The sequence below is a fragment of the Rhizobium sp. L9 genome (assembly GCF_002531885.1).
Classification (GTDB): domain Bacteria; phylum Pseudomonadota; class Alphaproteobacteria; order Rhizobiales; family Rhizobiaceae; genus Rhizobium.
Genome location: NZ_NWSZ01000012.1, coordinates 84,517 through 105,188, shown reverse-complemented (window position 1 = coordinate 105,188; position 20,672 = coordinate 84,517). Strand labels below are relative to the sequence as shown.

Annotated in this window: 24 protein-coding genes; 11 read left to right on the top strand and 13 right to left on the bottom strand. The window is 60.4% G+C overall.

The window, feature by feature from the left end:
• Positions 1 to 47: 47 nt before the first annotated feature.
• Positions 48 to 2,279 carry a phosphoribosylformylglycinamidine synthase subunit PurL gene (gene purL / locus CO660_RS14265; protein WP_097599251.1) on the top strand — a complete coding sequence of 744 codons (2,232 nt, stop codon included), beginning with the start codon at positions 48 to 50 and terminating at the stop codon, positions 2,277 to 2,279.
• Positions 2,280 to 2,298: 19 nt separating this feature from the next.
• Positions 2,299 to 2,532 (top strand): BolA family transcriptional regulator, encoded by a 234-nt coding sequence (locus CO660_RS14260; protein WP_004676237.1) that lies wholly within the window; start codon positions 2,299 to 2,301, stop codon positions 2,530 to 2,532.
• 254 nt (positions 2,533 to 2,786) lie between these two features.
• On the opposite strand, the gene CO660_RS14255 is transcribed toward CO660_RS14260, so the two are convergent.
• From CO660_RS14255 to CO660_RS14210, 10 genes are read right to left on the bottom strand one after another with little or no spacing between them, the layout of a single operon-like run.
• Positions 2,787 to 3,824: a Gfo/Idh/MocA family oxidoreductase gene (locus CO660_RS14255; RefSeq protein ID WP_097599250.1), complete on the bottom strand. Its 1,038-nt coding sequence runs from the start codon at positions 3,822 to 3,824 to the stop codon at positions 2,787 to 2,789.
• A 3-nt stretch (positions 3,825 to 3,827) separates the two neighbouring features.
• Positions 3,828 to 4,277 (bottom strand): type II 3-dehydroquinate dehydratase, encoded by a 450-nt coding sequence (gene aroQ / locus CO660_RS14250; RefSeq protein WP_097599249.1) that lies wholly within the window; start codon positions 4,275 to 4,277, stop codon positions 3,828 to 3,830.
• 31 nt (positions 4,278 to 4,308) lie between these two features.
• Positions 4,309 to 4,677 (bottom strand): 5-carboxymethyl-2-hydroxymuconate Delta-isomerase, encoded by a 369-nt coding sequence (locus CO660_RS14245; protein WP_097599248.1) that lies wholly within the window; start codon positions 4,675 to 4,677, stop codon positions 4,309 to 4,311.
• Positions 4,678 to 4,692: 15 nt separating this feature from the next.
• Entirely contained in the window at positions 4,693 to 5,553 is an 861-nt protein-coding gene (locus tag CO660_RS14240) for a shikimate dehydrogenase (protein ID WP_176536289.1), read from the bottom strand.
• Between the two features lie 18 nt (positions 5,554 to 5,571).
• Positions 5,572 to 6,345 (bottom strand): amino acid ABC transporter ATP-binding protein, encoded by a 774-nt coding sequence (locus CO660_RS14235; protein ID WP_085778319.1) that lies wholly within the window; start codon positions 6,343 to 6,345, stop codon positions 5,572 to 5,574.
• Positions 6,346 to 6,352: 7 nt separating this feature from the next.
• The gene (locus CO660_RS14230; protein ID WP_097599246.1) at positions 6,353 to 7,177 is read right to left on the bottom strand and encodes a transporter substrate-binding domain-containing protein; all 825 of its coding nucleotides are present in this window, start codon (positions 7,175 to 7,177) and stop codon (positions 6,353 to 6,355) included.
• A 44-nt stretch (positions 7,178 to 7,221) separates the two neighbouring features.
• The gene (locus CO660_RS14225; protein ID WP_097599245.1) at positions 7,222 to 7,872 is read right to left on the bottom strand and encodes an amino acid ABC transporter permease; all 651 of its coding nucleotides are present in this window, start codon (positions 7,870 to 7,872) and stop codon (positions 7,222 to 7,224) included.
• Between the two features lie 9 nt (positions 7,873 to 7,881).
• Positions 7,882 to 8,550 carry an amino acid ABC transporter permease gene (locus tag CO660_RS14220; protein ID WP_097599244.1) on the bottom strand — a complete coding sequence of 223 codons (669 nt, stop codon included), beginning with the start codon at positions 8,548 to 8,550 and terminating at the stop codon, positions 7,882 to 7,884.
• A 46-nt stretch (positions 8,551 to 8,596) separates the two neighbouring features.
• The gene (locus CO660_RS14215; RefSeq protein ID WP_097599243.1) at positions 8,597 to 9,418 is read right to left on the bottom strand and encodes a sugar phosphate isomerase/epimerase; all 822 of its coding nucleotides are present in this window, start codon (positions 9,416 to 9,418) and stop codon (positions 8,597 to 8,599) included.
• Positions 9,418 to 10,152 carry a GntR family transcriptional regulator gene (locus CO660_RS14210; RefSeq protein ID WP_097599242.1) on the bottom strand — a complete coding sequence of 245 codons (735 nt, stop codon included), beginning with the start codon at positions 10,150 to 10,152 and terminating at the stop codon, positions 9,418 to 9,420. The genes CO660_RS14215 and CO660_RS14210 overlap by 1 nt, the downstream gene beginning before the upstream one ends.
• 253 nt (positions 10,153 to 10,405) lie before the next feature.
• Here CO660_RS14210 and CO660_RS14205 point away from each other — a divergent pair, with 253 nt between their 5' ends.
• Genes CO660_RS14205 through CO660_RS14190 form a run of 4 tightly spaced genes read left to right on the top strand, consistent with a single transcriptional unit; the run spans position 10,406 to position 13,568 of the window.
• On the top strand, positions 10,406 to 11,299 hold the full coding sequence (locus CO660_RS14205) for an intradiol ring-cleavage dioxygenase (protein WP_097599241.1): 894 nt from the start codon (positions 10,406 to 10,408) through the stop codon (positions 11,297 to 11,299).
• Between the two features lie 21 nt (positions 11,300 to 11,320).
• Entirely contained in the window at positions 11,321 to 12,103 is a 783-nt protein-coding gene (hpaH, locus tag CO660_RS14200) for a 2-oxo-hept-4-ene-1,7-dioate hydratase (RefSeq protein WP_097599240.1), read from the top strand.
• A 7-nt stretch (positions 12,104 to 12,110) separates the two neighbouring features.
• Complete coding sequence (gene hpaI / locus CO660_RS14195; RefSeq protein WP_097599239.1) at positions 12,111 to 12,875, top strand: 4-hydroxy-2-oxoheptanedioate aldolase; 765 nt, start codon at positions 12,111 to 12,113, stop codon at positions 12,873 to 12,875.
• Positions 12,876 to 12,887: 12 nt separating this feature from the next.
• Positions 12,888 to 13,568, top strand: a complete 681-nt coding sequence (locus CO660_RS14190) for a transporter substrate-binding domain-containing protein (protein WP_097599238.1) — start codon at positions 12,888 to 12,890, stop codon at positions 13,566 to 13,568.
• A gap of 90 nt (positions 13,569 to 13,658) precedes the next feature.
• Here CO660_RS14190 and CO660_RS14185 read toward each other — a convergent pair whose 3' ends face one another.
• Positions 13,659 to 14,849 (bottom strand): hypothetical protein, encoded by a 1,191-nt coding sequence (locus CO660_RS14185; protein ID WP_097599237.1) that lies wholly within the window; start codon positions 14,847 to 14,849, stop codon positions 13,659 to 13,661.
• 161 nt (positions 14,850 to 15,010) lie between these two features.
• Between CO660_RS14185 and CO660_RS14180 the strand changes: the two genes are divergently transcribed.
• From CO660_RS14180 to CO660_RS14160, 5 genes are all read left to right on the top strand, one after another.
• Positions 15,011 to 15,235 carry a hypothetical protein gene (locus CO660_RS14180; protein WP_097599236.1) on the top strand — a complete coding sequence of 75 codons (225 nt, stop codon included), beginning with the start codon at positions 15,011 to 15,013 and terminating at the stop codon, positions 15,233 to 15,235.
• Between the two features lie 168 nt (positions 15,236 to 15,403).
• Complete coding sequence (gene grxD / locus CO660_RS14175; RefSeq protein ID WP_011425564.1) at positions 15,404 to 15,739, top strand: Grx4 family monothiol glutaredoxin; 336 nt, start codon at positions 15,404 to 15,406, stop codon at positions 15,737 to 15,739.
• A 137-nt stretch (positions 15,740 to 15,876) separates the two neighbouring features.
• Positions 15,877 to 17,082 carry a multidrug effflux MFS transporter gene (locus tag CO660_RS14170; RefSeq protein ID WP_097599235.1) on the top strand — a complete coding sequence of 402 codons (1,206 nt, stop codon included), beginning with the start codon at positions 15,877 to 15,879 and terminating at the stop codon, positions 17,080 to 17,082.
• 35 nt (positions 17,083 to 17,117) lie between these two features.
• A complete protein-coding gene (locus CO660_RS14165; RefSeq protein ID WP_097599234.1) occupies positions 17,118 to 18,395 on the top strand; it encodes a multidrug effflux MFS transporter in 1,278 nt (425 codons plus the stop codon).
• 34 nt (positions 18,396 to 18,429) lie between these two features.
• Entirely contained in the window at positions 18,430 to 18,903 is a 474-nt protein-coding gene (locus tag CO660_RS14160; RefSeq protein WP_097599233.1) for a GNAT family N-acetyltransferase, read from the top strand.
• 43 nt (positions 18,904 to 18,946) lie between these two features.
• On the opposite strand, the gene CO660_RS14155 is transcribed toward CO660_RS14160, so the two are convergent.
• A complete protein-coding gene (locus CO660_RS14155) occupies positions 18,947 to 19,771 on the bottom strand; it encodes an inositol monophosphatase family protein (protein ID WP_097599232.1) in 825 nt (274 codons plus the stop codon).
• Between the two features lie 33 nt (positions 19,772 to 19,804).
• The gene (locus tag CO660_RS14150) at positions 19,805 to 20,632 is read right to left on the bottom strand and encodes an inositol monophosphatase family protein (RefSeq protein ID WP_097599231.1); all 828 of its coding nucleotides are present in this window, start codon (positions 20,630 to 20,632) and stop codon (positions 19,805 to 19,807) included.
• Between the last annotated feature and the right edge of the window lie 40 nt (positions 20,633 to 20,672).

The window sequence follows — 20,672 nt, the reverse complement described above, 5'->3', positions numbered from 1 at the left end:
CTACATAAGCTAAAGACAGCGCAAAACGCGCCAGGGACTTTCCGCTCATGACCATTCCAAACACCATCCCGATCACGCCGGAACTCATTGCAAGCCACGGCCTGAAGCCGGACGAGTACCAGCGCATCCTGGATCTGATCGGCCGCGAGCCGACCTTCACCGAGCTCGGCATCTTCTCGGCCATGTGGAACGAGCACTGCTCCTACAAATCCTCGAAGAAATGGCTGCGCACGCTGCCGACCAAGGGGCCACGCGTCATCCAGGGGCCTGGCGAGAATGCCGGCGTCGTCGATATCGATGACGGGGATTGCGTCGTCTTCAAGATGGAGAGCCACAACCACCCCTCCTATATCGAGCCATACCAGGGTGCTGCGACCGGCGTCGGCGGCATCCTTCGCGACGTCTTCACCATGGGCGCGCGCCCGATCGCCGCGATGAACGCGCTGCGTTTTGGCGAACCGGATCATCCGAAGACCCGCCATCTCGTCTCCGGCGTCGTTTCCGGAGTCGGCGGTTACGGCAATTCCTTCGGCGTTCCCACGGTCGGTGGCGAAGTCGAGTTCGATGCGCGTTATAACGGCAACATACTCGTCAACGCCTTTGCCGCTGGTATCGCCAAATCCAACGCCATCTTCCTCTCCGAAGCCAAGGGCGTCGGTCTTCCGGTCGTCTATCTCGGCGCTAAGACCGGCCGCGACGGCGTCGGCGGCGCGACAATGGCATCGGCCGAATTCGACGAATCGATCGAAGAAAAGCGCCCGACAGTTCAGGTCGGCGACCCCTTCACCGAAAAATGCCTGCTCGAAGCCTGCCTCGAGTTGATGCAGACCGGCGCCGTCATCGCCATCCAGGACATGGGTGCGGCCGGCCTCACCTGCTCGGCCGTCGAAATGGGCGCCAAGGGCGATCTCGGCATTCTGCTGGAACTCGACAAGGTGCCGGTCCGTGAAGAGCGGATGACCGCCTATGAGATGATGCTGTCGGAAAGCCAGGAGCGCATGCTCATGGTGCTGCAGCCCGAAAAGGAAGAGCAGGCCAAGGCGATCTTCGTCAAATGGGGCCTCGACTTTGCCATCGTCGGCAGGACGACCGACGACCTGCGCTTCCGCGTCATGCATCAGGGCGAAGAAGTCGCCAACCTGCCGATCAAGGATCTCGGCGACCAGGCGCCGGAATATGACCGCCCCTGGCGTGAATCCGGCAAGCCTGCGCCCCTGCCCGCCAATCTCGTCGTGGCGCCTAAGGATTACGGCCAGGCGCTGCTCCAGCTCGTCGGCTCCGCCAATCAGTCGAGCCGCCGCTGGGTCTATGAGCAGTATGACACGCTGATCCAAGGCAACTCGCTGCAGCTCCCCGGCGGCGACGCCGGCGTCGTGCGCGTCGATGGCCACAAGAGCAAGGCGCTTGCCTTCTCCTCCGACGTGACGCCGCGTTATGTCGAGGCTGATCCCTTCGAGGGCGGCAAGCAGGCGGTCGCCGAATGCTGGCGCAACATCACCGCGACCGGCGCCGAGCCGCTCGCTGCCACCGACAATTTGAACTTCGGCAACCCCGAAAAGCCCGAGATCATGGGCCAGTTCGTGCAGGCGGTGAAGGGCATCGGCGAAGCATGCCGCGCGCTCGACTTTCCGATTGTCTCCGGCAACGTCTCGCTCTACAACGAGACAAATGGCGTCGCCATCCTGCCGACGCCGACGATTGCAGGCGTCGGCCTGCTGCCGGACTGGCGCAAGATGGTCCGCATCGGCAGCGCCAATGACGGCGACAAGGTAATCATGATCGGCGTCGACGGCAGCCATCTCGGTCAGTCCGTCTATCTCAGAGACCTGCTCTCCAGTCGTGAAGGGCCGGCGCCGGAAGTCGATCTCTTCGCCGAGCGCCGCAATGGCGATTTCGTCCGCTCCGTCATCCGCAACGGCCAGGCGACCGCCTGCCACGACATATCCTCGGGCGGTCTGGCCGTCGCGCTCGCCGAAATGGCCATGGCCTCGGACAAAGGCATGAAGATCGGTCTCGGCGAAGGCAAGGGTGCTGCGCATGCGCTGCTCTTCGGCGAAGACCAGGCCCGTTATGTGCTGACTGTGCCGGCCGATGTCGCCGATTTCGTCTGCGTCAATGCGGAAGGCGCCGGCGTTCCCTTCCGTCGCCTCGGCACGGTCGGGGGCGATACACTTGATGTCGGCGATCTTATTTCACTGCCGATTCAGCAATTGCGCGATGCCCATGAATCGTGGTTCCCTGACTTCATGGAAGGCCGCGGCGAGCTTGCCGCGGAATGATGCGCAAGGAGTAACGATCATGGCCATGAAACCCGGCGATATCGAAGACATGATCAAGGCTGGGATTCCCGGTGCCAAGGTGACTATCCGCGATCTGGCGGGCGACGGCGATCACTACGCCGCCGAAGTCGTCGCTGAAGCCTTCCGCGGCAAGAGCCGCGTACAGCAGCACCAGATGGTCTACGAGGCGCTGAAGGGAAACATGGGCGGCGTATTGCACGCTCTCGCCCTGCAGACCTCCGCGCCGGATTGACATGCCGGCTTCGGCCGGCCGAAGCTTTGAAATAAAGAGGCCCGGGCGGAAGGATTCTTTCCTTCCGGGTCTTTAGTTCTCTGCAAAGCGGTTCTGCATGACAACGGTATCCGGCCTCGCATGCGCCGTACTTCAACCTCCCTCATTCCTGTCCTCGGGCTTGACCCGAGGGACATCTCAGGAATGCCGCCACCGCGCTTCAGCTCGGTGAATGACTTAATGCTCCCCGACCGCCGTAACCTGGCGCGAACGATTTAGGTCAGACTGATACGCTTGCCCGCCGCGGCGGATCGCTTCACGGCGTCGATAACCTTTAAGGTTTCTAGTCCCTCACGTCCGCTGACCAGCGGCGCTTCTTCCCCTCTGATGACCCTGCAAAGCTGGCGTATCTGCAGGACTAGCGGATCCTCGTTCTCGATTTCGGCGCGATGACATTCGAACGGTTCCATCCAGCTCCTTTTGCCCGGATTGCTCCACATGTTGAGCGACGGCACCGACAGCGACCCGTGGGTGCCGCCGATCATGTAGCAAGCCTCCTCGGTTTTAGGGTAAGCGGGGTTCTCGCCGGTCGTCATCTCCCAACTCCATGGCGCGACGACGGAATCCGAAACGGAAGCAGTCCCGAGAATTCCGTTCTTGAACTCGATGAGGATCACCGCGGTCTCCTCAACGGCGTTTCCGCGAACTGCGTTGGATTCGAGCGCCTGGACCGCCGTGACATCCCCGAATAGGTAGCGAAGGTTGTCGATGTCGTGGATCAGATTGAGAAAGACTGGTCCCGCGCCGCGTTCGCGCCGCCAGGAAGTGTCGAAGTATTCCTCCGGTTTGAATAGCCAGAACATGGCATTCACGACCAGTATTCGTCCGAGCTTTCCGCTTTCGATAATCTGTTTAGCTCTTTGCATCATCGGATTATGTCGGCGATGATGTCCGGTCAGCAGCGGAACGCATTTGGCCTCGGCCATCTCAACGAGCCTCTCGCCAGCAGCAATATCGTCGACGATGGGCTTCTCGATCAATGCCGGGATGCCGGCCTCGAGGGCCTCAAAACCGTTTCTGACATGGATCTGGTTGGGCGTCGCGATGATAACGCCGTCAGGACGCGCTGCGGCGACCATCTCAGCAAAGGTGGAAAACCATTTGACGCCAACCTCGCTGGCGATCCCCTTTCCAACCGGGCTCGGGTCGACGATCGCGACAAGCTCCGCCATCGGTTCGTCCAGCACGTGTTTGATGTGGCGTTTCCCGATAAGCCCCGCGCCGAGGACCGCCAGTTTGACCGGAGGAGTCATTTGTCAGTCCTTCTTCGGTGCCGTGAGCATCGTCGCGACGCGGCGGATTCCGAGCGTATAGCCCTCCGTACCAAGACCGGTGATGATGCCGTCGGCGCGGTGGGAAACGAAGGAATGATGACGGAAGCTTTCGCGCTTATACATGTTGGAGATATGGATCTCGATGACGGGACCTTCGAACGTGTTCAAGGCATCGAGGATCGCAAGCGACGTGTGCGTGAATGCGGCCGGATTGATGACGATGCCGCCTCCGTCTTCGCGCGCTTCGTGAATCCAGTCGATGATTTCATATTCACGGTTGCTCTGGTGGAAACAGATCTCGTGGCCGAGTTCCGAGGCCACTTTCCGGCAGTCTGCCTCGACATCGGCCAGCGTCTCGTGACCATAGATGTGAGGCTGTCGCTTGCCGAGCAAATTGAGATTTGGGCCATTCAGAACGTAGATCAGGCTCATTGTAATTCTCCTTGTGAGGGCGTTGCCAAGCTTAGGCGAACGCTATTTCCTGGAATGCGAAATTCGGATCGGACTCGTAAAGATCGGCCCGCAGCCCCAGCCGCCCTGCTTGCAGCGCGGGGGCTGCGACATCGCGCGCAGCTTCGAGGACCGCCTTTAACAACTCCCGCTTCGTTTCTGCCGGCCGGCCAGGGGCCATGCGCACGATTATCTGGATGAAGTGATTTTCCGGATGCTCGTCACCGACGCAGGAGAAGGTCGCCTCCCTGGCGAAGGTCCGCACGGCCGTGGGCCTCACCAGGCCCCCGTCGCGCACCCGGTGGTGGACCGCTCTGGTCAATTCATCGATCGCCACCCGTTCGGCAGCACCCTGGCTATAGTCGATAATGATGTGCGGCAAGACATGTCCTCCCGGTCAGGCTGGAGCTCGACACAATTCTTCGAAGTGGCGCGACATGCGTTCCGCATCCGGTTTTACGCCCGTGAACAGTTCAAAGGCCGCCGCGGCCTGGAACACGGTCATGCCGCCGCCCGGCAAGGTCCTGCACCCCTTCTCCTCCGCCAGGGCCAGAAGTTCGGTCACGAGCGGCATGTAGACGATATCGGCGACCCAGTGATGTGGATGAAGCCATTCCGGATCGATCGGCAGACCGGGATGACTTCGCATCCCCGTCGGGGTAGCGTGGATCAGCCCATCCGCAGAATCGAGCGCCGCGCCGACCTCTCTGATCGGCTGCGCGCAGGTTCTTGAAAAGCGCCGGTTGAGCTGATCGGCAAGCGCGGCGGCGCGATTTGTGTCCTGGTCGAAGATCGAGAGCATCTCGATACCGAGCTTGATGGCCGCGTGCGCGACGGCGACTCCTGCGCCGCCTGCGCCGAGCAGGACGGCATGCGTTTTGGCGACACCGGGCATGCCCCGCTCGAAATTCTTATAGAAGCCATACCAATCCGTATTGTGCCCGATCCGCTTTCCATCCCGAAGCACGACTGTGTTGACCGCTCCGAGCATCTCGGCGTCCTCGGACAGGCTCGTAAGATGAGCGATGACCGTCTGCTTGCACGGGTGCGTGATGTTGCTTCCTGCGAAGCCACGGTCCTCAAGTTCTGCGAGCAGTCCTGACAACGCAGAAGCGGGTAGACCGCGCTCGGCGAGGTCGACGAGCTCGTAATGGTAATCCAGCTTCAGGTGCCGCGCCTCGGTTTCATGAAGCGCGGGAGACTTCGACATCTGGATGTCGGCCCCGATGAGACCGACGAGGAATGTGTTGTTGTTCATTTCGATAACCCAATCGGCTCAGTGATGTGCGAGGATCTCGCCAAGGAAGGCCTTGGTGCGCTCATGCGTCGGAGACTTGAAGAAGACCTCGGGCTCGGCCTCCTCTATGATCTCGCCGGAAGCCATGAAGATGACCCGGTCTGCAACTTGACGGGCAAAACCCATTTCATGGGTCACGCAGATCATGGTCATGCCGTCGCGTGCGAGGCCGATCATCGTGTCCAGCACTTCCTTGACCATTTCCGGATCGAGCGCCGATGTGGGTTCGTCGAACAGCATCGCCTTGGGCTCCATGCAAAGCGCCCTGGCAATAGCGACACGCTGCTGCTGGCCACCGCTGAGCTGCGCGGGATACTTCTCCGCCTGATCAAGGATCCGAACCCGTTCGAGGTATTTTCTCGCCAGCCTCTCGGCGTCAGCCCGGCTGGTTCCGCGGACCCTCATGGGCGCAAGCGCGCAGTTCTGCAGAACGGTCATGTGGGGGAACAAATTGAAGTTCTGGAACACCATCCCGACTTCGCGCCGAATGGCGTCAACCGCCTTGCTCGTGCCGTCGAGCGATTGTCCGTCGACGACGATCCTGCCTTCCTGGATCAACTCAAGAGCGTTGATGCAGCGGATTAACGTCGACTTTCCGGAACCCGAAGGCCCGCAAAGGACGATCTTCTCGCCTTTGCGGACCGACAGGCTGATATTTTTCAACGCATGGAAGGAGCCGTACCATTTCTGAACCTTTTCAAGGGATATCAATGTCGACTGGTCATTAGCGGAACTGAGCACGGCGCCCTCCATGTATGCTTTACTTGACGGTGAACGGGATGTTGGGGATGGATTCCGGGAACTTCGGCAGATCGATGTTCATCCACTTCTTGGTGATGGCGGCAAGTTCGCCATTCCCCTTGATCTTGTCGAGGAAGGCATTGACGGCCTCGTTCCAGTCCTTCTCGCCCAGTCGCGTTCCGACGCCATTGTAAGTCGTCAGAAAGTCGATCTTGCGCTCGTAGGTGCCGGGGCTGGCGGCATCGAGCCGCTGTCCGTAGAACATGTTGCCTCCGACGGCCTTGACCTGTCCGGAGACCAGCGCCTGAATGGTTGCAGCGTCGTCGTCGAAGCGGCGGATGGTCGCCGTCGATCCCACAGCGTCGGTAATGGCCTTGTCCTGCGAGCTGGACTTCGGCACGCCGATTTCCCACCCGGCAACATCGGCAGGCGTTTTCGCGGTATCGGCCTTTGCCGCATAGAGCGAAATCGTGTTTGCCGCGTATGGCTTGCTGTACTGGATCGATTTGGCGCGCTCTTCCGTCATCGCCATCGTGGCGAACAGGATATCGACCTTACCGGTGGTCAGGGCCGGAATGCGGTTGGCGACGGCGAGCGGCTGGAACTGGACCTTAACTCCGAGTTCCCTAGCGAAGAGTGTCGCGATATCAGCGTCGAACCCGTCCTGCTTGCCGCTCGAGTTGACGAAGCCCCATGGCGCGTTGTCGCCCTGAATGCCGACGACGATCGTGCCCTTGGCCTTGATCTCCTCGACGGTCGCCGCGGAAGCCGCTGCGGCGCCTACCGTGGCGAAGGCGGCCGTAGCGAGGGCCATTCCAAGAAATTGTCTGCGATTGTTATGCATTTCCATTCTCCTCCTCTGTGGTCTTTGCTTCGGGTGAAGCAAGGTTAGCGGGCGGCTTTCGCCATCCGTTTTTCGAGGCCGCTCCCGATGTGGGAGAGAGGCCAACAAATGATGAAGTAGACCATTCCGACGATCCCGAAGACGAGCAGTGGGCGGTAGGTCTGGTTCGAAATGATCTGTCCGGCACGGGTCAGCTCGATGAAGCCGACGATTGCTGCAAGCGATGTGCCCTTGATGAGTTGAACGAGAAATCCGATGGTCGCAGGCATCGAAATCTTCAGCGCCTGTGGCAGGACAACGTCCTTCATTCGGGAGATGTAATGCAGCCCGAGTGCGCTCGCGGCTTCGGTCTGGCCCTTCGGAACGGCTTCGATCGAACCGCGCCAGATCTCGCCCAGGAAGGCGCTTGCATGGAGGGTGAACGCGATGGCCACAGCGATCCATGCATTGACGTCCACGCCCAATAGCGCGACGCCGTAGTAGACGACGAAGAGCTGCATCAGCAGCGGCGTGCCCTGGAAGAGCGCTATGTAGCCCGACGACACCAAACGTGAGAAGCGGTTCTTCGACGTGCGTACCAGAGCGATCAGGATTCCGAATATGCCTCCGCCGACAAAGCCGATGATGGCCAGCAGCACGGTCCACTTCAGACCCTGTAAGAGGAAGAACAGCTCGTTTTCGCCGATGGGACCCATGAACGCCTCCTATCGGGTCGGGTAGTTGAAGTAGGAACGGGAGATAATGGCGAAGATGCCCATCATCAGGCTCGAGATGACCAGGTAGATTGCGGTCACGCTAAAATAGACCTCGAAGCTTCGAAAAGTGTCGGATTCGATCCGTTGGGCCGCCGAGGTCAACTCGTAGGCGGCGATCGAAGTGCAGACCGAGGTCGTCAAGGTCAGCATCACGAACTGGCTGGTCAGGGACGGATAGATCGCCCGCAGAGCCGGCTTCAGAACGATCAGCCGGAACACATCGGCCTTATGCAAACCCAAAGCGAAACCTGCCTCGACCTGGCCCTTGCTCACGCTTTCCACGCCGCCTCTAATGATCTCGATCGCATAAGCGCCGCCATTGATCCCCAGCGCGATGACAGCGGTAGCGGTGGGGTTCAACCGGATGCCCATGAGTGGAAGGGCGAAGTAGATGAAGAATATCTGCACCAGGAATGGTGTGTTTCGGACAATCTCGACGAAGGCAATCACCGGAGATCGAACGAGCTTGTTCCTGGATGTTCTTGCAGCGACGCCGAGGATACCGATCGCGAGCGCAAGGATCATTCCGGCAACGGCAAGACCGAGCGTCCCAAGCGAACCCCAAAACAATTCCGGGGCGCGGTCGAAGACCGCACCAAAATCGAACGTATAACCCATGTTAACTTCCTCCCTCCGACGCGGCTCACGCCCCGCCGGCGCCGGATCAGCGATCCGGCCCGAATAATCCCTCGGCCTTGTCGTACAGATGCTTCAAATGCGTCTCAGGCGAGGCAGACCCTGCGAGTGGGACTTCCACTGAGATCGCCGCCGAGCTGCCGATCGCTGCGACGAGTTCCTTCAACGGTAGTTCGCCCTCTCCCGGCGCGAACCGCCCGCCTCGAGCTTCAGCGATCATCTCCTCTGGCGTCACCGGCGCCGGTCCAGCGACATCGCACAACTGAACGTGCCTTACCCAGCGCATCTCGGTCCGGAGCGAGGCGAGCGTGCCGCCATTCCTGAAGAAATGTACTCCGTCGACAAGGGCGCCGGCATTGCGGGCATCACTCGCCTTCACAAGACTGATGCTGTCCCGGAAGGTTCTAGTCACCCGCCAACCCATGTTCTCGACATCGACAGCCAAGCCGTAGCGGTCCGAAAGGCGGCAGAGATCCGCGAAGTTCGAGACCAATCTGGATTGATCAGGATCGTCTCCGCAGACACTGAGCCGGCGTGCTCCAATGTCCGCAGCCGCGGCGACTGTGGCCTCCAACGACGACGCGTCGAAAGCGGGGTCGATTACGAAGAACTCGATATCGAAAACCTCGACGCCCTCACCGGCAAGCACGGATTTCAACTCGCCTGCAGCCGAACCACCGACAGGCAGCTCGTAGTAAGGCGCACCGGGGAACGCCGGATGCAGCCTGAGCCCGACCCTGGAGAACCCCGCACGCGCTGCGGCCTTCGCAAACTCCGCGGGAGGCAGCAATATCGATGAGAAGTGCGCGACGCCAATTGGGGGCGCCGATTTCGCTGTTGCGGCTGCCATCACACGATTCCCTTCGTCGCGAGATGGTTGCGCAGATTGGTGCCGGTGCGATGAATGTGCTGGCGGAGCTTGTCGCAGGCATAGTCGACATCACGCGCGACTGCGCCCTGGGCAATCTCGCTATGTTCCTGCCCGACGTTGCGATCGCCCGACGTACGAATCAGGAAGACGCGGCGATATCGGTCGTTGAGATTGAGCAGAAGACTGCAGAAATGAAGTAGCAGAGGTTTCCCGCAGCCCGAGATCAGTGTCAGGTGGAACTCGCGGTGAAGCGCTTCCCAGTGCTCCAGCGTTTCTGGATGCGCGGCGTCGCGCTCAGTGCGGTTGAGACGATGAAGTGCACGCATGACGTTGCCCTCCCAATCGACGTCTCCGAGACGCATGGATTCACGCAGCGCGAACACTTCGAGTTCCTCGCGTAGGCTGGTGACCTCTTCGAGATTGGCCAGGGAGATCGGCGCGACGCGATAGCCTCTGTTGTCCTGAAACTCGACGAGACCGTCTGAAATGAGCCTGGCCAAGCCCTCCCGCAACGGGCTCAGACTGACATTGAAAGTCTTCCGCGCCTTATCGAGATTGATCTTGCTGCCAGCTTCCAGTTCACCGGAGATGATCGCCTCCCGAAGGCGCGATGCGAGCTGACTGCCGATGGTGTTCTTGCCATCGTCGAGGAAGCCGGCTGACGGCCCGTCTTCTGTCAACGGCGCAAGAGAGCTGTCGTCGGCCGAGTTCATCCTTCCTCCCAAAGCAACCTGCCAAAGTTTCGATAATCGATATGATAAACGATTATTGATGTCAACTTGAATACGTCAGAAACCACTAGATGCCCCCGCATCTACGCTCCGTAAAGGCAATTAAAAACGCAATTCCAATCACTTAATTAACAAAAACCACGGCTGCTCCTCTGCCAACAGCATTGAGCGCTTGGTCGCCGGTTGACAAATAATCGATTATTCTGATAGTCGAACCTCATTGGGAGGTAGCCTTATGGTAATTAGAACCGAAAGCGAGTTGACGCCTGCCGTCCTCGCCGTGATGAACCGCACCGCGGATCCACGGCTCCGGGAGATACTTGTTGCAATGGTGAAGCACCTCCACGCATTCGTGCGGGAGGTCAGACTGTCGGAAGTCGAGTTTCGCGAAGCGACCGCCATCCTCAACGAAATTGGGCAACTGCAGACCGACAGCCACAATGAGTTCGTGCTCATGGCCGGATCGCTTGGCGTCTCGGCGCTCGTGTGCCTGCTCAACAACGGCGACAACGGGCAGACCGAGACGTCACAGTCGCTGCTCGGGCCCTTCTGGCGGCTCAACTCACCGCGGGTCGAGAACGGCGGAACCATCATCCGCTCGGAAACGCCCGGAACACCCCTTTTCGTCCACGCGAAGGTGGTTGATCGAGGAGGCAAGCCCATCCAAGGCGCGGAGATCGACGTATGGCACGCCTCGCCTGTCGGCCTTTACGAGAACCAGGATCCTGATCAGGCGGAAATGAACCTGCGCGGCAAGTTCACTACGGACGACGAGGGTCGATTCTGGTTCAGAACGGTCAAGATGGTGGGCTATCCCATCCCTGTTGACGGGGTCGTAGGTCGGCTTCTCCAAGCGCAAGGCCGCCACCCTTACCGACCTGCGCATCTGCACGCCCTGATCTTCAAAGAGGGATACAAAACCCTCATCTCCCAGGTCTTCGACCCGAGCGATCCGAACATTGATTCCGATGTGCAGTTCGGCGTCACCGCGGCTTTGACAGGCGACTTTGTCCGTCATGACGAGCCGCACCCATCCGATACGGACGTCAGTGGGCCCTGGTTCTCGCTCGACTACACCTACGTCATGGAGCCGGGCGAGGCCATCCTGCCGCGTCCCCCGATCAAATAACGAAACCAGCAGAGCCACATTATGATTACCGAAAAGGAACGCCAGGCGGCAGCCGACGCACTGCTGAAGGCAGAAACCGAACGCAAGCCGATCGTCCAGCCGAGCAGGACATATCCGAATTTGGAACTTGAAGACGCTTACGAGATCCAAGCACTCTGGGCGCAGGCCCGGATTGCAAAGGGGGCGCGGATCGCGGGTCATAAGATCGGACTGACATCGCGGGCGATGCAGATGGCCTCGAAAATGACGGAGCCCGACTACGGCGTCATTCTCGACGACGCCCTTTTTAACGACGGAGCGCAGATCAGAGCGGAGCTCTTTATCAAGCCTCGCCTCGAAGTCGAACTCGCTTTCGTGATGGGTGAGGATCTCGAGGGACCGGGCACTCGGATCTATGATGTCATGCGCGCAACGGAGTTTGTCGTCCCTGCGCTTGAGCTCATCGATTACCGAACCGAGGTACCCAGAGCGATCACCGATACGATCGCCGACAACGCTGCTTTTGGAGCGATCGTCGTTGGTGGTCGTATCATCCGACCAATGGATATTGACATCCGCTGGGTTGGCGCGACCCTTTCAAAAAACGGCATCATCGAGGAATCGGGTGTTTCAGCAGCTATCATGGGGCATCCGGCCGCGGGTGTCGCTTGGCTTGTGAACAAGCTTCACGCCGTCGGAGCCGGGTTGAAGAAGGGCCAGATCGTTCTTGCAGGCTCGTTTACTCGCCCGGTGGACATAGCCAAGGGCGATGTCATCCAAGCCGACTATGGTCCGGTCGGCTCGATCGGCGTCTCGTTCGTGTGAGGCGCCGATGGAACTTCCTATCAATCACTTCAAACGAAAATTGAGAGCCGGTCAGAGCCAGATCGGTCTCTGGTGCGGCCTTCCCGGAAGCTACGCGGCAGAAATCGTCGCGCCGTCGGGCTTCGACTGGGTGCTGTTCGATACCGAGCACTCTCCAAGCGACGTCCTTACCGTCCTGCCGCAATTGCAGGCGGTCGCGCCTTACGACGTTTCCCCAGTCGTACGCCCGGCATTCAACGATCCCGTGCTGATCAAGCGCTTTCTGGACATCGGCGTCCAAACGCTCCTCATTCCCTATGTGCAGAACGAGGAGGAAGCGAAGGCAGCGGTCGCCGCCATACGGTATCCGCCGCACGGGGTTCGCGGGGTCTCCGCCTTGACGCGCGCCACCCGCTTCGGGCGCGTGCCGAACTACGCGCGGGTTGCCGAACAGGAGATCTGCCTGCTTCTGCAGGTCGAGACCCGAGAGGCACTCGGTCGGCTGGAGGCGATCGCAGCGGTCGAAGGCGTCGACGGTGTCTTCATCGGTCCCGCCGATCTGGCAGCCAGCTTTGGCCATCCTGGACAACCGGGACACCCCGAGGTGGTCGCGACGATCGAAGATGCGATCGGACGCCTGAAAATTCTCGGAAAGCCGGCAGGCATCCTCACGCCGGACGAGACTTTCGCCGCCCGCTGCATTTCGCTCGGGACGTTGTTCACCGCCGTTGGCGTAGACGTCGCCCTCCTTGCAAGAGGATCGGAGGCGCTCGCAGCCCGCTTTGCATCTTAGGAGTTCGCGCCGATGTCGACGCGCGAGAAAGTTCTGTCCGAGATAGCACCGGCGGGGATAATCCGGGCCGCCGTCAACATGTCGAATGCAGCGTTGGTCCGTTGGGACGATCAGGCCGGCGCCTTGGTCGGCCCAAGCGCTCAGATCGGTCACAAGATTGCCGAGCAACTGGATTGCGGCCTGTCGCTGATCCAGTACGGCTCAGCCGCCGACATCCTCACCGCTTCCGATCGCGGCGAGTGGGACATTGCTTTTATTGCCTCGGATCCCTCGAGAGCCGACCGGTTCTCCTTTTCACCCCCCTACATCTCAGTCAGAGCGACCTATTTGGTACCGGAGGACACGGCGTTCCGATCCGTCGGAGACGTCGATGCTGAAGGAGTGCGGATAGCCTCCGCAAAAAGCGCCGCCTATACGAAGCAGCTCGAGCGTATTCTTGAAAAAGCTACTGTCTCGCATACTGACAGTCCGGCAGCTGCAATCGATCGTCTTGTCAGATCGCAGTGCGACGCGGCTGCAGGATTGACCGAATTCCTCGTTCAGAGTTTGGAGCGAATTACCGGCTTCCGGCTGGTGGAGGGAGCGTTCTCTGAAATTCCCCAGACGATCGCCGTCCACCGAAGAGCCATTCATGCCTCAGCCTTCTTTGCGGATTTCGTACACCGTCTGAATGCAAGCGCTGGAGCGCCGTAAAGTAACGTCCTCGGCTCTTGGACGCGTGCTGGCTGTGGCGGGATCAGAACGGCAATATCGTAACCAGCCAACAGCGCTGGAGGCCAGCCTTCAAGCCGGCAGCTTATTCTGTTCCGGAGAGGCAAAGACCGAGGCCGGCATCGGTCCTGACGTCATCAGGGCGAAATCAAAGGACGCCTTGAGATCTGGGCCTAGCACATATTGCCGATGGACCCGCAGCTGGTCCTTGCGGATCTTCCGGTAATGTTCGCTCGTCAGCATCTGCTTGACGCGGATAAGAAGGATCTTTGCAGGCGGCGCATCTGCATGGCCGGAGACGGCAACGACCGGCACCTTGTAGAAATTGATCGAATCCGTCAGGCATTGCACGTCAAGCCAGAAGATCTCCGGACAGCGGGCGATCAGGCCAACGCGGGCGCGAAGCGATGTTGCCGATGACAGCAGGGCGCATTGCAGAATGGCGCTGCCGAGTGTGGCAAACACGACGCGCCTGCCCTTGAAGATCTCCGGCTCCCTTTCAAGCAATATGCCGATCACATGGGCGGCGACGCTCGATCCCATGCTATGCGAGGAGATCACGTACTCGTCCGCCTCCTCGGCGAGCGCCTTGCGCACCGCGGTCGCCCGCTCTTCCAGCCAGTCGTTGAAGTCGGCCCGATCCATACGGCCGAGCGCCACTGCCATTTCCCAATCGGCAAAAAGATGCAGCGTATGGAAACGCTCGGAAAAAGGCAGGAAGGCGAAGATGAAGAAGCAAAGCGCCAGTGGCCCGCTCCAGAGCACATGCCAGGCGGAGAAGCCGAGACCATAGGGCAGGACAACGATCTCTGCCGTCAGCGCGATTGCCAGCGCCGTCAGCAGGAATGGAAAGAGGAAGAACAGGCCAAAACGCCACGCATGCCTGAAATATCCCTGCATGCCACCTTCCAGCATGATCTCGGCGCAGCTTCGAAAGCCTCCAATGATCCGGCTCAGCGTATTGCGGCTGCCCAGCCCGCGCACGAGCATGTCGTGATCAATCATGTGGATCCGGCTCTTCGTCCGCCAGCCGGCGGAACTGGTCTCGGCCGCAGGCGCCGTTTCGCGCGCTTCTGCGCTGCCCGTCGTGACCTCGAAGCTGAGAGGATCGCTTCCCGCCTCCGGCGCGCCGGTTTCGACCGAGTAGCCCCAGACGGCAGCACTCTGTCTGGCTGAGCGTTCGTACCGCGCTCGGTGGGCAAGGCCGTCGAGCGGCTCGAAGCCCGGGAAATGCAGGACGACCCGCTTCTTTATCAATTTCATTTCGGTGTTCCGCCCTGCTAACGCCGGTCTGTTGCTGCGATCCGGCTGCCGGTCACTGATATCGCCAAAAAGCAGGCATGATCTCAAAGGCGCCTTGCTAACCGAACTCTTCTGGAATTCAATAGGAGCCACGTTGTTTTCGCGGCGAATGGAGGGGTTTTGTGGCTGATCTTGTCAAGGAATTGATATCGGGCGTCGTCGATAGCGTTCTGAAGGAAATTCTGAAGAAAACCACCGGCCGCGTCACGACGAAGCGCAGGAGGCGCAAGGCGCGCCCTGCCGCGACCACGACGGCTGCCCGCAAGGCGCCCAAGCGCAAGCCGGCCCGCAAGCAGATCAGCAAGCGCAGAACCGCCGCCGGCCGCAGCCGTCAGCGTCGCGTCTGAGACACGCGGCAACACTTCGGCCGTAACGCGACGGCAACAATCCCGAAGTGGTCTCACCACATTGGTTTTTTTGGATCGGGCGGCTGGAATTCCTGTTGTCACATGCTATCTAAGGAAAACGATTGAAACGGCGGGCCTTTAACTCGCCTGTTGAAAGGATCAGATCCCATGAGCGGCATTCACGAATTCATCGACAACGAAATCAAGAGCAACGACGTCGTCCTCTTCATGAAAGGCACGCCGCAGTTTCCGCAGTGCGGGTTCTCCGGCCAGGTCGTGCAGATTCTCGATTACATCGGCGTCGACTACAAGGGCATCAATGTGCTCGCCGATTCGGAAATCCGCCAGGGCATCAAGGATTATTCCAACTGGCCGACGATTCCGCAGCTTTACATAAAGGGCGAGTTCATCGGCGGCTGCGACATTGTCCGGGAAATGTTCCAGGCCGGTGAACTGCAGCAGCATCTCCAGGAAAACGGCGTCACCGTTCGCGGCGCCGCCTGACCGGTCACCGGACGTCCGCCCGGTTTCCAAATCTGTTTCTCGAGTCCGAGGCGCTGCGGTGAGCAGCGCCTTGGCCTGTTTATGGGAATTTCATTGTGACAGATTCATCACAAGCCGTGTCCGCGGGCCGCCTGCCCATGGGCAAGCGTGAGTTCATCGCGCTTGCCGCCTTCCTGATGGCCATCAACTCACTTGCCATAGACATCATGCTCCCGGCGCTGCAGCAGATCGGCGCGAGCCTCGGAGTCGAAAGCGAGAATCACCGGCAATTCGTCGTCTCCTCCTATCTGCTCGGTTTCGGCTGCGCCCAGCTTTTCTACGGTCCGCTCTCCGACCGCTTCGGCCGCCGCACGCCGCTGCTGATCGGCCTCGTAGTCTATATCACGTCCGCCATCGGAATCGTTTTCGTTCCCTCCTTCGCAGGCCTGCTGGTGCTGCGCTTCATCCAGGGCGTCGGCTCGGCCGCCACCCGCGTCATCACCATCTCCATCGTCCGCGACATCTATGGCGGCCGACAGATGGCCGAGGTCATGTCGCTCATCATGATGGTCTTCATGATCGTGCCGGTGATTGCGCCCGGCACCGGCCAGGTCGTCATGTTCTTCGGCAACTGGCACCTGATCTTCCTCTTCATCGCCACAATGGCGACGGCGATCGGCGTCTGGGCCTATGTCCGCCTGCCGGAAACCCTGCATCCACGGAATGTCCGCCCCTTCACCGCCCGCTCGATCTTCGGCGCCTTCAAGCTGGTGCTGACCAACCGCGTGGCGCTCTGCTATACCATCGCCAGCACCTTCATCTTCGGTGCGCTGTTCGGCTTCATCAACTCCGCCCAGCAGATCTATGTCGGCATCTACGGCCTCGGCGTTTATTTCCCGTTCGCCTTTGCCGGCGTGGCGATCTTCATGTCGCTGTCGTCCTTCTTCAATTCCCGTTTTGTCGGCAAGCTCGGCATGCGCCGCCTGTCACACGGCTCGCTCCTCGGCTTCATCGCCATCAACACCATCTGGCTGATCGTCCAGATGGCAAGCTCCGAGCCGATGCCGTTTGCACTGTTCATCTCCTTCTTCGGGCTTGCCATGTTCCAGTTCGGCTGGATCGGCTCGAACTTCAATTCGCTGGCCATGGAGCCGCTGGGACACGTCGCCGGCACCGCTTCCTCCGTTCTCGGCTTCATGAGCACGGTCGGCGGCGCCCTTATCGGCGCCGGCATCGGCCAGGCTTTCGACGGCACGGCGCTGCCGATGGTCGCCGGTTATTTCATCGTCTCGATCATCGGCCTTATCTTCGTGCTGATCGCCGAGAAGGGCCGGCTCTTCCATCAGCATAATCCGGCCGTTTGAACGGCCGGTCCCTTCCGCATCCAGGATTTCACCGCATGACGCCGCACAAACCGCACCAGGAAAACCAGGGGTCCCGCCGCATCGGCATGGGCTTCGGCGAATTCGTCGTCACCATCGCCGTCATGACCGCCAGCATTGCCATGGCGATCGACAGCATGCTGCCGGCATTGCCCAATATCGGCCATTCACTCGGCGTCACCAACACCAACGACGCCCAGCTCATCATCGGCGTGTTCTTCCTCGGCTTTGGCGTCTCGCAGATATTCTTCGGCAGCCTTTCAGACACGTTCGGCCGCCGCAATATCCTGCTCGGCGGCCTCGCCTGCTATGTGGTCGCAATGTTTGCCGCTGCCGCAACCGGTAGCTTCGAAATGCTGCTCCTCATGCGCTTCATTCAGGGCGTGGGCGGCGCGGCCGTGCGCATCACCACCATGGCCATCGTCCGCGACTGCTTCGGCGGCCGCGAAATGGCCCGCGTCATGTCCTATGTCATGATCGTCTTCATGATCGTGCCGATCGTTGCTCCTTCGGTCGGCCAGCTCATCATCCTCTATGCCAACTGGCACTGGATCTTCATGCTGCTCGGCGCCGTCGCCAGCATCCTGTTCGTCTGGGCTCTTCTCAGGCTGAAGGAATCGCTTCCCCCGGCAGAACGCCTGCCTTTGTCGGTCGGCTCCGTCGCGGACGGCTTCAAGACCGTGCTCACCAACCGCATCACCTGCGGCTACATGATCGGTCTGACCATGTTCACCGGCGTCATCAGCGCCTATGTGATTTCCGTGCAGCAGGTTTTCGGCGAAGTCTATGGCCTTGGGGATTGGCTGCCGATTGCCTTTGCGGCGACCGCCGGCGGCATTGCCGTCGCCAATTTCGCAAACGGCTTCTTCGTCCGCAAATTCGGCATGCGTCGGATCTCGCACGCGGCGCTGCTGATCTTCACGGCGCTGTCAGCACTCGGCTTCGTCACCGCGTTGGCGGGCAAGCCGGATTTCGCCACCGCCTACAGCATCTTCACAATTGTTCTGATGATGTTTGCGGTGATCGCCACCAATTTCACCGCCATCAGCCTTGAGCCGATGGGCAATCTCGCCGGCACGGCGACCGCCATCACCGGCTTTGTCTCGACGACCTTCGGCGCTATTCTCGGTGGCCTGGTCGGGCAGATGTTCAACGGCACGGTGCAGCCACTCTTCGGCGGATTCGCGCTGTTCGGTCTGCTGACGATCGCAGCCACGCTGTGGGCTGAGAACGGCAAGCTCTTCACCCATCCGGGCGACAGTCCGCAACTCGATCCGGGCGCCGCCCATTTCTGAGGCGGGTGGACCGGATCAACTCAAGGCATTCTCGATGGACGAGCGAATTCTGATCAGGCCTTATGCGCCAAGTGACGTGGACGCCACGATCGAGATTTTTCTGCGCTCCATTCGGGAGATCTCGTCAAGGGACTATTCCGCCGCCGAGATCGAAGCTTGGGCAGAGGTGGAGGATCGCCGCTCGTGGGCGGAACGAAGGATGAGCAAGCCGGCCTGGATGGCAGAGATTGCCGGAAACCGCGTGGGTTTTTCGGATCTCACCAGCGACGGGTGCCTCGACATGATGTTCGTGCACCCTGGCTATCAAGGGATCGGCGTAGCAACCCGCCTATTGGGCAGAGTCGAAGAAGAGGCTCTCACGCTGGGGTTTCGCCGAATATATACAGAAGCAAGCAGAACTGCTCGCCCGTTTTTTGAACGCAAAGGATTTCGCGTGATAACCCGGCAAACCGTCAAAAAGCGCGGACAGGACCTGGAAAACTTTTTGATGGAAAAATTCTGCACCTGAATTGTCAATTTGCGACCGGCTTGCGACGGCCGGTCGCATAGGTTTAGACGGTAACGACCTCACGCCGCAGCCTGTCCCAGGATGCCTTGTCGGGCGCAATCAGCAGTCCGCCGTCGAGATGCTGCGGCAGGTAGGGCGAGCCATCGAAGCGGGCCGCATAGGCGCCGGCCTCCTGCGAGATCAGCGTGCCGGCAAGATGATCCCAAGGCATCAGCTTGTTGTACATCAGGTAATGGACGTGCCCGCCGGCAAGGGTGCGGTATTCGTGGGCAGCACAGCGGTAGTTGGTGAGGAAACGCACCTTGGCGAGATTGCCAAGCACCTCGGCGCGCTTCTCCACCGGCAGGTAGCCGGTCGAAGCCATGCCGACCATCTGGTCGAGGGCAACAGGCTCGGCTGCACGCAATCGCTGCGCCTCGCCATCCGGCCTGCGCAGCCAGGCGCCGCCGCCCTTCTCCGCCATCACCCAATCATCGCCCATCGGGTCGTAGATCATGCCGGCAATGGTTTCGCCGCCTGATATGACCGAAGCCATGACACCGAAGGCCGGGATGCCGGCAGCGAAGTTGAACGTTCCGTCCACCGGATCGACCACGATCGCGAAATCGGCATCGGCAAGCCTCCCAAGCAGCGCCGGGTCGGCCGCGACCGACTCTTCCCCGAGGAACAGCGCGTCCGGCCAGAGCTGTTGCGCTTCCGCCTTGATCATCCGCTCGGCCCGCTCGTCGGCCTCGGTGACAAGATCGGTCGCCTCGCTCTTGGCACGCACCTCGTCCCGGCCGAGCCGGCGGAAACGCGGCAGGATCTCGGCCTTTGCCGCGCGGCGCAAGAGATCGGCAAGAACAGTCACGTCAATACTGGTTGTCATATCAAATCCTCTCACTGCGGCCGAAGCCTCAACTCAGATGCCGACGATTTCGCGCCGGATCAGCTGCCAGCTTTCTTCATCAGGCGCCGAGATGATGCCGCCGACTGTCTCGCCCGGACGATAGGGCGTGCCATCGAATTTCGCCGTGTGGCCGCCCGCCTCCTGGTGCGCGAGCACGCCGGCCAGGTGGTCCCAGGGCATCAGCTTCGCATGCCCGATGAAGTGCATCTTGCCGGACGCGACCATCCAATATTCGTAGGCTGAGCAGTTGAAGGCGAAGGTCATCCGCGCCTTTGCCATGTTGGCGCAGATGCGCGAGCGATCGGGCTCTTCCATATGGCCCCACGACATGCCGCCGACCATCTGGTTCAAGGCGGCAGGCTCAGCCACCTTCAGCCTGCTCGATTGTCCATCCTGGCGAACCAGAAAGGCGCCCGCCCCCTTGATCGCCGTCACCGTGTCGCCAAGAGCGGGATCGTGAATGATGCCGGCGACGGTCTCGCCCCTGACGGTAACCGCAAGCATCGTTCCGAAAACGGGAAGCCCGGCAGCGAAATTGAACGTGCCGTCGACAGGATCGATGACAAAGGCAAGCTCGGCATCGGCAAGCGCCGGCACCACCGATTTGTCGGCGTCATAGGCTTCCTCGCCGACGACAAGCGCTGAGGGAAAGCGCTCTTTCAGGGCCGCGGTGATGCGGTGTTCGGCAAGCAGATCCGCCTGCGTCACCAGATCGGTTGCCGAGGTCTTTTCAGAAACATCCGTATCGCCGAGGTTGCGAAAGCGCGGCATGATTTCCGCGCGCGCCGCCTCCCTCACGCATTCGCCGAGAAAGAGAATATCCTGATCTGAAATAGTCATGCGAATTGCTGTCCTTCATGCAAAGAGCCAGCCTGCTTAG

Coding starts and splice junctions, on each gene's coding strand:
- purL (WP_097599251.1), top strand. CDS start 48: ATGACCATTCCAAACACCATCCCGATCACGCCGGAACTCATTGCAAGC.
- CO660_RS14260 (WP_004676237.1), top strand. CDS start 2,299: ATGGCCATGAAACCCGGCGATATCGAAGACATGATCAAGGCTGGGATT.
- CO660_RS14255 (WP_097599250.1), bottom strand. CDS start 3,824: ATGACTCCTCCGGTCAAACTGGCGGTCCTCGGCGCGGGGCTTATCGGG.
- aroQ (WP_097599249.1), bottom strand. CDS start 4,277: ATGAGCCTGATCTACGTTCTGAATGGCCCAAATCTCAATTTGCTCGGC.
- CO660_RS14240 (WP_176536289.1), bottom strand. CDS start 5,553: ATGAACAACAACACATTCCTCGTCGGTCTCATCGGGGCCGACATCCAG.
- CO660_RS14235 (WP_085778319.1), bottom strand. CDS start 6,345: ATGGAGGGCGCCGTGCTCAGTTCCGCTAATGACCAGTCGACATTGATA.
- CO660_RS14230 (WP_097599246.1), bottom strand. CDS start 7,177: ATGCATAACAATCGCAGACAATTTCTTGGAATGGCCCTCGCTACGGCC.
- CO660_RS14225 (WP_097599245.1), bottom strand. CDS start 7,872: ATGGGTCCCATCGGCGAAAACGAGCTGTTCTTCCTCTTACAGGGTCTG.
- CO660_RS14220 (WP_097599244.1), bottom strand. CDS start 8,550: ATGGGTTATACGTTCGATTTTGGTGCGGTCTTCGACCGCGCCCCGGAA.
- CO660_RS14215 (WP_097599243.1), bottom strand. CDS start 9,418: ATGGCAGCCGCAACAGCGAAATCGGCGCCCCCAATTGGCGTCGCGCAC.
- CO660_RS14210 (WP_097599242.1), bottom strand. CDS start 10,152: ATGAACTCGGCCGACGACAGCTCTCTTGCGCCGTTGACAGAAGACGGG.
- CO660_RS14205 (WP_097599241.1), top strand. CDS start 10,406: ATGGTAATTAGAACCGAAAGCGAGTTGACGCCTGCCGTCCTCGCCGTG.
- hpaH (WP_097599240.1), top strand. CDS start 11,321: ATGATTACCGAAAAGGAACGCCAGGCGGCAGCCGACGCACTGCTGAAG.
- hpaI (WP_097599239.1), top strand. CDS start 12,111: ATGGAACTTCCTATCAATCACTTCAAACGAAAATTGAGAGCCGGTCAG.
- CO660_RS14190 (WP_097599238.1), top strand. CDS start 12,888: ATGTCGACGCGCGAGAAAGTTCTGTCCGAGATAGCACCGGCGGGGATA.
- CO660_RS14185 (WP_097599237.1), bottom strand. CDS start 14,849: ATGAAATTGATAAAGAAGCGGGTCGTCCTGCATTTCCCGGGCTTCGAG.
- grxD (WP_011425564.1), top strand. CDS start 15,404: ATGAGCGGCATTCACGAATTCATCGACAACGAAATCAAGAGCAACGAC.
- CO660_RS14170 (WP_097599235.1), top strand. CDS start 15,877: ATGGGCAAGCGTGAGTTCATCGCGCTTGCCGCCTTCCTGATGGCCATC.
- CO660_RS14165 (WP_097599234.1), top strand. CDS start 17,118: ATGACGCCGCACAAACCGCACCAGGAAAACCAGGGGTCCCGCCGCATC.
- CO660_RS14160 (WP_097599233.1), top strand. CDS start 18,430: ATGGACGAGCGAATTCTGATCAGGCCTTATGCGCCAAGTGACGTGGAC.
- CO660_RS14155 (WP_097599232.1), bottom strand. CDS start 19,771: ATGACAACCAGTATTGACGTGACTGTTCTTGCCGATCTCTTGCGCCGC.
- CO660_RS14150 (WP_097599231.1), bottom strand. CDS start 20,632: ATGACTATTTCAGATCAGGATATTCTCTTTCTCGGCGAATGCGTGAGG.